This window comes from Cryobacterium sp. TMT2-42-4 (genome assembly GCF_004402645.1).
GTDB lineage: Bacteria > Actinomycetota > Actinomycetes > Actinomycetales > Microbacteriaceae > Cryobacterium > Cryobacterium sandaracinum.
The window spans coordinates 67,557-77,865 of record NZ_SOFT01000042.1 but is presented as its reverse complement, the minus strand read 5'-3'; the positions used below and the strand labels follow the sequence as shown (position 1 = coordinate 77,865).

Here is a 10,309-nt window from a genome sequence, read left to right as displayed (position 1 = left end):
CGCGCTTCGCGGCGGCGATCGGTCCGATCCCGGCAAGGATGAGTTTCCAATACTCGTCTTCGCGGTTGAGGTTTCTCTTGCGCCCACGTCTGGCCATCTTCACACTCCAAATCTTGGTGGAGTGTTGCGACGAGACCTAGAACTCGCCCGGCGTTTCTGGCCCTGATTTCAGTTGGCGTTAACAGTGCCGAATCCTTCCTCATCGCCGGGCTGTCCTCACGACTCGAATGGACCATCGGCAGCCGTTGACGGGAATGCCCGCCAGACGCCCAGAATGTGTGCGCACGACGCGACACTACCTGCTACGCCCGCGGGACGACCTCATAGATCAAGAGTTGGGAGGGCCCCTCCCGAACAGTCGCGACAGGATCCAAACAGTCCTGCGTTAGCGGAGCATCTGACAGAGCATAAAGGACCTGCTCCTGAGCAAATTCTGAACAGGAATCGAATGTCATTCGAATTTGGTCAGGAGCGGGGTTCTCAGGATTTGGGTCTCCCTCACCCGCAACCCATGTGATATTCGCGAGGCGATTCCAGGCCTCCTCATCGGTTTCTTCCGGATCGATTTGCTCCCACATTTCAGGAGACGGAGCGCCCTGGAATCCGTTGTACCCAGGGAGGCCGGAATGAACCAGCACGGCCGTCGGAAGGAATGATTCACCTACGCCCACCCATGCGCCACTCTTCGTGTCGTCGAGGCGTTGCATGACCTGGCTTACCTTGGTCTCATTCAAGTCGTAGACACCGACATAGATCGGATTCACGTTGATCGACCCCACGAGTGAAAGAACCACGAAACTAATGCTGCCCCAGAAAGCCAGGCCTCGAGCGAACAAATAGATGGCAAGAACGAAAAGAACCGAAATGACCTGCCAGCCCCAGGAGTCTGAGACTATTCCGGCATCCCTGAGAAACAGGTATCGAAGCAGGAACACGACCGAGAGCGCCCCGAGGAAAGCGGCACCGATCGCTCCGAGTTGAGGAAGCCGCCTTCCCGTGCGAGCGACGTAATCATCGGATCGGGCGATCAATATCGCAATGGTAACGACCGAGAGAATACCCAGTGCAATTCGGACTCGTCCGGATGTTGTTCGGTCAAGAAGAAGAAGATGTGCCAGCCAATCCCATCCTGGGACAATCAGGAAGGCACCGACTGTCATGCAAAGTGCAATTACAGCGACGACTACACCGTCAGTCGGGCGGCCCGCACGCCAATCCTGTACGAGCATCCCAATGAGAGGCACCAGCAGGAAGAGCCCAAGGAGGAAGAAGGTCGATGCTTCCGACGCATTGCCTCCAAGGGGTACGCCGTTCGCTAAGGCGAGGCCCTCCGTGACGGGGGCGCCGAAGAGAGCCACGACACCGTCCCGTTCGAGTCCACCGGTTTCTTCGAATCGCTGTCCCGGATAGATCGTTGCGAGGAAGCGCCCGATGGTCTCCGCACGCGTGAAGAGCCATAGGACCAGCACAAGTACTGCCGCCAGACCAGCCCACAAGAGTGGCGTGATTCGCTTCAACCGTCCCACGAATCCTGCTGTGGGGCTTGAACTGTCCGTCAAAACGACTCCAGCAACAATGGCGATGGCCGTCAGCACTGCGGGCACGATAAAAGGGACGTAGACGCCCATACCCATCGTCACCGTTAGGTATCCTGCGGCTGTACTTATCGTGACGCGCGGCCCCAGCCGGTTGTCTCGGAGGAGCCAGAGAGCCGCAGCCATGACGAGGAAACACCAGGCAGCGGGCCAAAACGTAATTGGCAGAAACCACCATTGAAAAAATGGTGCGAAGAAGAAACCGACCGAGATCAGTGAAGCCGTGACAGGTCGCTTGGGGATTAGCGTCATCATGAACAAAAACGATGCGGCCATCATGGCGAAGCCAGGAAGCCACCACTTCAGCGCCATTGCGTTGTCGAGGGGAAGAAAAAAGAACCCGAGCAGGTGTGGGCGGAAAGCAACCGACCAGTCGCCGGAGGGAAGATCGCTCTGGACCGTGGTATCCGAGCCGCCGGGAAAGGTTGCGTTCTCCACCGGGAGGCCCTGTTCGACCTGAGATATCGTCCAGGCAGTTTGGACCGCCCATTCATCGCTCCGAATCGCTTGCGGAGTCCCCGAAATCAGCGCGGGGTCTGATTCATTGCTGAAGAACTGGCTCAAAAACCCGGTCGATGAGCCCGTTATCCCCAGGGAAACGAGAGCGATGAGGAGCAGGCTCAAGAGGGCAGGAAATCCCCAGAGAGCTATTCCCTGCGGGAGGGATGTCGGACACTTGGGCCTCGGCTTCCTACCTTGGTCTCGGCGGCGCGGCAGCGGGCTTTGAGCGCGCGACGGCTCACCGGCGGGATTGTTTCCACGACCGACATCTTCTTTCAAGTCCAAACCAAATCCGTTCAACAATGGAGCTCGCAGGGCATTGGACATCAGGTGGCGCTCGCTGGCCCCTGACGCTACGACCGGACGATCATAACGCTACTGGATCGTACGACCGCCGCCCGCGGACGACCAGTTGATGGTCCCGTTCTGGAAGGCCTGGGAACAGCCCCCATCGGCCAGCCCACAGATCTCAGCAGCGATCGGCCAACCCAGCGCCCCGGCTTCCCCGGCCTGCGTGAAGTAGAAGTTACGGATCCCGCCTGTCACAGCAAAGGCCCCTCGCCCCGCGGACCAGTAAATTGACCCCTTCTGGAACGCCTGGCCCAAGCCGCCACCATTCGCCGACACCTTGATCAGGCCACTGGTCCGGGAACCCAGAGCCCCGGTGGCACCGCCCAACCCGTTGTACACGGCCTCGATCTCGGGTGAACCAATACGCCCGCCGTCTGCGGACGACCAGTAGATGGTCCCGTTCTGGAAGGCCTGGGAACAGCCCCCATCGGCCAGCCCACAGATCTCAGCAGCGATCGGCCAACCCAGCGCCCCGGCTTCCCCGGCCTGCGTGAAGTAGAAGTTACGGATCCCGCCTGTCACAGCAAAGGCCCCTCGCCCCGCGGACCAGTAAATTGACCCCTTCTGGAACGCCTGGCCCAAGCCGCCACCATTCGCCGACGGGTGCAAGAGGTCACTCGTCGGCCATCCGAGCGCACCCTTCTCGCCACCAACCGTGAAATAGGTCCCGCGGATTTCTCTGTACACCGATCGCGCCCGCCCACCGTTTGGCCAGTAGATGGATCCGTTTTGGAAAGCCTGCCCAAAACCGCCACCGTTCTCTGCTACGGCCATCCGATCGGTAGTCGGCCAGCCGAGAATACCCGTCTCCCCTTGGCGAGTGTGATATTCGCGACGAATGTCTCCGAATACTGAACGCGTGCCGCCAGATGCGCTTGAGTACAGGGATCCCCCTTGGAATCCTTGCCCGTAGCCTCCGCCGTTGGCCGCAACCGAGAGCACATCGGTCATTGGCCAGGCCAAGTAGCCTGTCTCCCCGCCCACCGTGAAGTAGTAGTCACGAATAGCTCCGGACATGATCCGCGCACCCGTATTCGTGTTCCAGAATATGGACCCGTTCTGGAAAACCCTGCCGAAGCCGCCCCCGTTTGCCGTAACGGTGAGAACATCGCTGGTTGGCGCGCCCAACGGCCCGGCCGCACCCCCCTGCGCGTTATAGGCACGCTGGATTGCGTCCGGCCCTGGGGATTGAGTGGACCCGAACCAGTTGGTAAAGAACGCCCAGAAATTCCGGTTGCCGTAGGAAGAACAGGCGTCGCCCGTGCCCCCAAGGTTTGACAGTGACGCCGTATTCGGCTGGTACGGGGTGTAGTTGTAAAGGTTGGCTGTGGCCTGGTTGAAGATCTTGACCGTGCTACTCCCGCACGAGCTGTTCGGGTGATAGCCGACGCTGATGCTCCCGATCCGATATTGCCTGGCCGGATAATTCGTATATTGCCGGAATTGCCAGGCGGCTTTGTAGATCTGGTTGTATAGGCCGTAGAAAGCGGAGTCACAGACGCTCGTGTCCGGGCAGCCATATCCCATCGCCTTGCGATAGGTGCCATCCGTCGGGCTGGTGGCGCCGACGAGTCCGGTTTCCTTCTCCAACAGCACGAGGAGCGTCTGCGGATTGATTCCGCAGGCCTGCGCCGTCTTGAAGATGATGCGGCTGGCCAGTTCATTTTCGGCGCCGATGTAGGCCTTGCAATGACCGGGCTCGACTGCGGCTCGGGTGAAGGTGGAGACCCGGTAGTCCTTGAGGCACGTGTACCCGGTCCTGCAGGTCGCAACTTTGCTGTTCAGAAAGCTCTGAATCTGGCTCTCGCTCATGGATCCCGAGTCGAAGAACTTCTGGTCCGAGATGATGTAACCCGGGTCAAAGTCGGAACCCGACAACGCCTCGGCCCGTGTTGACATTGAGACTAGCGCGGAGGAAAAGAACAGCCCGCACAAGATCAAGGCACAAATTCGTATGACGCCTGAACGCATTGTTTCGATCCCCGCATCTTTGCCCCGCTCGGCGCATCGACCCTGAGCCTATGTCAAGTGGAGACCGCTCCCCCAACGACACGTGAACATTGGGGGGAAACTGCCCTTGGAGAATTAGCCGCGAGAGTCGCGGAGTCTTTCCTGGCGCGCCTTGAACCGTTCGATGACCGCTCCAGCCCCGCCCTGACGGAAGTAGTAGGCGACTCGATCCACGTCCCTCCGGATTCCCGTGTGGGGGCTGCGTCGAGCAGCCTCCAGTGGTTTGACTTTCGCGGTCAAAGCGGCAGCCGCGTGGCCGGGGGTGATCGTCTTGTCGGCCGCATGGACCGGCTGACGGCAGAACTCGACGAGCGGGGCGAGCGCTCGTTCCCAGACGAACTGCTCGCGTACCCGCTGAACATTCGCCCGGGCCGCCTCGATCGCACTTGGGTCGTACAAGTAGGTTTTCAGCGCCGCCACGAGCGCGTCCTGGTCACGCTCCGGAATCGACGCCCCCAACTTTTCCTTTTCGACGAGATCACCGAAGGAGTCACCCTCCGTTGTGACGATCGGCAAGCCGGCCCAGAGATAGTCCAGAATGCGGGTGCGGAAGGAGAATGTCGTCTCCACGTGTTGAAAATGGGTGGAGACGCCGATGTCAGCTTCCAGAAGGTAGTTCTGCCGGTCGTCGAACGAAACCCAGGCCTCATTGAAGAACACGTGCTTGTTTGTCATACCCAGTTCCTTCGACAGCAGGCGGGCCTCCGACACTGCTTCCATCTCCGGCACGTCCGGGTTGGGATGCTTGACGCCCAGGAAGAAGAGGCGAACATCGGGGTGTTCCACGGAGATCTCCGCGACCGCACGGATGAGGGTCCCCGGGTCGAACCAGTTATAGATCCCGCCACCCCAGACGATCACCTTGTCGTCGAGTCCGATGCCGGGTGTCACGCCACGGATGGCTGCCCGGGACTTGACCGGGTCCGTGCTGGAGATACCGAACGGCGCCACAGCAATGAGGGAATCGAGCTCGCTGTCGCGGGAGTAGGTGAACGCGTTGATGCGTCCAAGACCAGCCAGCTGACCAAGCCAGAAGTGTCGCTGTCTATCGCTGGCACAGAGGAAGAAGTCGCCGATCAGCAGCTGATGGTTCAACGCGTCAGTCGCGTCGTTCACCTGCTTGTTCCACAGTTCCAGGACCTTGCCCCGACCCTGCTCCAACTGCTCGAGGTGGAGGGGGTCGTAGACGTCAACGACGATAACCTTCGTCGAGCGTTCCAGTGCCGGGAAGAGTGCCAGGGCGTGCCCCTGAACAATGATCACATCCGCCCACTTCTCGTGTTCCACAACCGAGTTGGGACGATGGTGTGAGATGACGGCAACCTCGAACGCATCGTCGAGTGAGTCGGCGCGGGTCATGCTGACCAGGCGCACATCATGCTCGTCCGACAGCAGCTTGGCGATGTGCCAGGCGCGAATTGCCGGCCCCGCCATCTTCTCACCGACGGAGTCTCCGGTGATCACCAGGATGCGGCGGCGCGACGTCCCGGCAAGAACGCCAAGGCTGTCAACGATCTTCTCGTAGCCGCGGAGATAGGTTTCGATCGGGTAAGCCGGCTCGTCGACGTTGCCGAAGAGGTGGGTCAGTTCGCGGTCCGACCGGACGCGGGTGCGCTGCACCCGTTCTCGGGTCGCACTCATCTGCGGCAGGAACTCGACGAGCTGGTCGATCGCGAAGATACCGGCCATGGTCGACTTGGGCACGATCATCATGGGATCGCTGTCATCGCCGGGGACCCTCAGGTCAAGGGAGGCCGAGTCCAGCTTGCCGCGGCCGATGGCACGGCGAACTGCCAGCAGGAGCGCGCCAGGAAACACTCGCGCCAGAGAATCGTCGTCGAGGTTTTTGTACAGCGTGTAGAGGGCGTTGCGCTCAAGCAGATACTCCTCGCGGAAGTTGCCGAACTTGTTCATCGACGCATGGTGCTTATGGAAGGCCAGGGACTTGGGCTGGAACCTGAACCGGTAACCGAGCAGATTGAGCCGCCAGCCCAGGTCGACGTCGTCATAGAACATGAAGTAGTCGTCGTCAAAGCCACCCACTTCCTCGAAGACGTGGGCCCGGATGAACATCGCAGCGCCGGTGCCGAAGAGGACGTCCTTCTCTTCGTCCCAGGCACCGCGGTCGGTCTCGCCGGCGTGAGGCTTGTAGCCCATGCCGTACCAGGTGACGGCCGCATCGAGGAAGTCGACTTTGTCGCCGTCCCAGTCGAGGACCTTACTGGCGACGGCACCGATGTCTTCGCCGGTCGCGAAGGTGTTGACGGCCTCCCTGATCCAGTCCGAATCCGGGCGGGCATCGTTGTTCAAGAAGGCGATGAACTCACCCGACGCGTGGGAGACACCGAGGTTGCAGCCGCCCGTAAAGCCGAGGTTGGCCTTGGAGTCGACGACCGTCACGCCCGGTTCCAGCTTCGACAAACGCTCAAGACTGTCGTCTCCCGAGCCGTTCTCGACAACGATGATTTCGAGGAGTTCCGCCGGCCAGTTGAGTTCCTGAAGTCCGCGAACACATTCGATTGTGTCGTCCGTCCCTCGGAAGTTCACAAGGACAACGGAAACCAGACCTGTTCGTCTCTTCTTCAACAATTCACCTTTGTTCTGCCAGTCGATCAGTCTGGAGAGTCTACCAACCCTGGTCCTCGGCAACGGCTGGCGATGCCGCCCCGCGGGGACATCTGGCCCGGCACCCAGACGGTGCAGTTATGATTTGGTGTGATCATGACTGCTTCGAAGGACTCACCCGACGCGCGAACCGCCAGATTTAGGCGACTAGCATCCGTCCCACTCGACACGATTGGATCGCGTTCCCGCCCTCTGGCCGGCGCCTGGACCTCCATCCGTGAGATCGGCGGACAGAAGGAAATGCTCGGCCTGCTCGTTCGCCGAGATTTGAAGGCCCGCTACAAAGACAGCGCGCTGGGTTTCCTGTGGTCGCTGATCAAGCCCCTGACCCAGCTCGTCATCTATTACGTCGTCGTCGGCAAGTTCCTCGGCGCTGCGCGCGGCATCCCCGACTTCGCCATTTACATCTTTACCGGGCTGACCGCGTACACCCTTTTCAGCGAGATCGTCGCCTCCGCGACGGCCTCGATCATCGGAAACGCCGGCCTGATCAAGAAGATCTATTTGCCGCGGGAAATCTTCCCCCTGGCCAGCGTCGGTTCCGCCAGCTTCAATTTCCTCATCCAGCTCTCGATCCTAATCATGGCCACCATCATCGTGGGTAGCAATCCGCTCGGCTGGGACCTGCTGTACTTCTTCCCGTCGGTCATGGTGCTCCTGGTTTACGCCACGGCCCTCGGTCTGTTGCTGTCTGCTCTCAACGTCTACCTACGGGATGTGCAGTACCTCGTCGAGGTCGGGATGATGGTCCTCATGTGGGCCTCTCCGATCGTCTACACGTGGGCCATGGTTCGCGACATCCTCGGCAACGGGATCCTGCTCAACATCTACACGGGCAACCCGATCACGCTTTCTGTGCTGGGCTTCCAGCAGGCATTCTGGACGGCCGGTGAGGGGATGCCCTTCCCCGATGATCTGCTACTGCGGCTGGCGGTCACGTTCGTTGTCGGCCTGGTCCTCTTATTCATATCGCAGCGGGTGTTTTCCCGTCTCCAGGGCAACTTCGCCCAGGAACTCTAACGAGAAACAGAATCGACGCAACCATGAATTCCCCCCTTCTCGAAACAAGCTCGGGCGCGCCGGCGCCCGCACCGGTTGTCATCACCGCCCACGATGTGTCCAAGAGGTTCGTGGTCCGAAAGGACAATGCGCTCAAGGAGCGGCTGGTCACGCTGGGCAAGATGGGCCGCCAGCACCGCCAGGAGTTCTGGGCCCTGCGCGACATCGACATCACCATCGAGGCCGGAACGACGGTGGGGCTCATCGGGCACAACGGGTCCGGCAAGAGCACCCTTCTCAAGGTCATCGGCGGAATCATCCAGCCGACCACCGGAACCGTGTCGCGACGCGGCCGAATGGCCGCTCTGCTCGAACTCGGCGCCGGGTTCCACCCGGACCTGACCGGCCGCGAGAACGTCTTCCTCAACGCCTCGATCCTCGGCCTGACCCGGGCGGAGACGGAAGAGCGTTTCGACGACATCCTGAGCTTCTCCGGAATCGGCGACTTCATCGACACCCAGGTGAAGTTCTACTCGTCCGGAATGTATGTGCGGCTCGCCTTCTCGGTCGCCGTTCACACCGAACCGGATGTTCTGCTCGTCGACGAGGTCCTCGCGGTGGGTGACGAGGCATTCCAGCGCAAGTGTCTGGACAAAATCCGTTCCTTCCAGGCGGAAGGCCGCACGATCATCCTCGTCAGCCACTCACTGGGCCAGGTGACGGAGCTGTGCGACCGAGCGATCCTGCTCAATCGTGGCGAGATCGAATTCGACGGCAATGCCCACCAGGCCGTGATGGCCTTCCGTAACATCCTCGAGGAGCGGCGGGTTGAAGAAGCGGCCGCCGCCTCGCCCGACGTCGTCGTGCACGAGGGACACGTCCTGGGTGCGACCGTGCACGCGGTCGGCAAGGCCGTCGGTGACCCGGTGCTGCCCGGGGACGACCTACGGATCGTGATGACCTTCGACCACGACGACGAGCTCACCGACTGGATCGGGGCCCTGCAGATCGACAACGCCTCCGGCCAGGTCGTGTACGGCACGAAGAACTCCCTGATGGACATGCATCTCCCCCCGCTGGGGGGTCCTTTATCGCTCGAGTACATCATCCACAACGTCGCCTTCGGGTCGGGCAAGTATTTCGTGAATGCATCGCTGCTCGACAGCACCCTCCGGCACGTGCACGACATGCCCCAGGCTTGCACGTTCAATGTGCCGTTCTACCCGTTGGCGACGGGCACGGTTCACGCCGAGCCGACGCTGCGGATCCTGGACGCCGCCGAACACCAGGCCACGGCAGTCTGATTCCCCACAGGATGATCGATGTCACGAACAACCAGAGTCGACCGGACGAGGGCCGGGACATGAACGACTCCGTGGTGATTGTCACGGTCACGCACAATTCCAGCACCGTCCTCCCGCGTTTTCTGGCCACCGTCCGCGGCGCGACCCGGGTGCTGGCACCCATCGTCGTGGTCGACAACGCCTCGCAGGATGTCGCCGAGGCCAAGACGGTGTCGGAGGCCGGGCAGGCCCGGTTCCTCGGCCTCGACTCGAACCGCGGCTACGGCGATGGCATTGCCCAGGGAATCGCTTCGCAGGAGGCGACGGCCGACTTCATCCTGATTTCAAACCCGGATGTCGAGTTCGCTGCGGGTTCCCTCGACATCCTTCTGGAAGCGGCGCGGAACAACCCCCAAGCCGGTTCACTGGGTCCGCGGATTGTGGATCCCGCCGGCACCACGTACCCCTCGGCCCGTCCGGTTCCCTCGCTGAGCACCGGCATCGGCCACGCCCTGTTCTCCCGCATTTGGCCGGCGAATCCGTGGACGCGGTCATACCGCCCCATTCCCGTGGTGGCCAGTCATGACATCGTCCCGGCGGGATGGCTCTCCGGTGCGTGCCTCCTCGTGCGCCGAAGCGCCTACGATTCCGTGGGCGGCTTCGACACCTCCTACTTCATGTACTTCGAAGACGTGGACCTGGGCGACCGGCTGGGCAAGCACGGGTGGACGAACCTGTACGTGCCGGAGGCGGTCGTCGTGCACACGGGGGCGCACTCCACCTCGCAGAGCCGGGACGTGATGGAACGCAAGCACCACGAGAGCGCGTATCAATTCCTGTCCCGCAAGTACTCCGCTTGGTACTTCTCCCCCGTGCGCGCCATCCTGCGCCTCGGGCTCCACTTGAGGGGCCGATGGCATCTTCCCGGCCGATAGTGTGGAGGGA

Annotated in this window: 6 protein-coding genes; 3 read left to right on the top strand and 3 right to left on the bottom strand. The window is 61.3% G+C overall.

Annotated features, from left to right (window positions below; translation table 11 throughout):
• Positions 1-302: 302 nt before the first annotated feature.
• The 3 genes from E3O18_RS14330 to E3O18_RS14320 all read right to left on the bottom strand — a co-directional run bounded on the left by E3O18_RS14330 (position 303) and on the right by E3O18_RS14320 (position 7,043).
• Positions 303-2,219, bottom strand: a complete 1,917-nt coding sequence (locus E3O18_RS14330) for a hypothetical protein (RefSeq protein ID WP_134418386.1) — start codon at positions 2,217-2,219, stop codon at positions 303-305.
• Positions 2,220-2,471: 252 nt separating this feature from the next.
• On the bottom strand, positions 2,472-4,346 hold the full coding sequence (locus E3O18_RS14325) for a hypothetical protein (RefSeq protein ID WP_166784938.1): 1,875 nt from the start codon (positions 4,344-4,346) through the stop codon (positions 2,472-2,474).
• 186 nt (positions 4,347-4,532) lie between these two features.
• On the bottom strand, positions 4,533-7,043 hold the full coding sequence (locus E3O18_RS14320; protein ID WP_134418384.1) for a glycosyltransferase: 2,511 nt from the start codon (positions 7,041-7,043) through the stop codon (positions 4,533-4,535).
• A 135-nt stretch (positions 7,044-7,178) separates the two neighbouring features.
• On the opposite strand from E3O18_RS14320, the gene E3O18_RS14315 reads away from it, so the two are divergent.
• The 3 genes from E3O18_RS14315 to E3O18_RS14305 are packed head-to-tail and all read left to right on the top strand — an operon-like array spanning position 7,179 to position 10,299.
• Complete coding sequence (locus tag E3O18_RS14315; RefSeq protein WP_134415511.1) at positions 7,179-8,102, top strand: ABC transporter permease; 924 nt, start codon at positions 7,179-7,181, stop codon at positions 8,100-8,102.
• Positions 8,103-8,125: 23 nt separating this feature from the next.
• Entirely contained in the window at positions 8,126-9,385 is a 1,260-nt protein-coding gene (locus E3O18_RS14310; protein WP_134415510.1) for an ABC transporter ATP-binding protein, read from the top strand.
• Between the two features lie 59 nt (positions 9,386-9,444).
• On the top strand, positions 9,445-10,299 hold the full coding sequence (locus E3O18_RS14305; protein ID WP_241978201.1) for a glycosyltransferase family 2 protein: 855 nt from the start codon (positions 9,445-9,447) through the stop codon (positions 10,297-10,299).
• Positions 10,300-10,309: the final 10 nt, after the last annotated feature.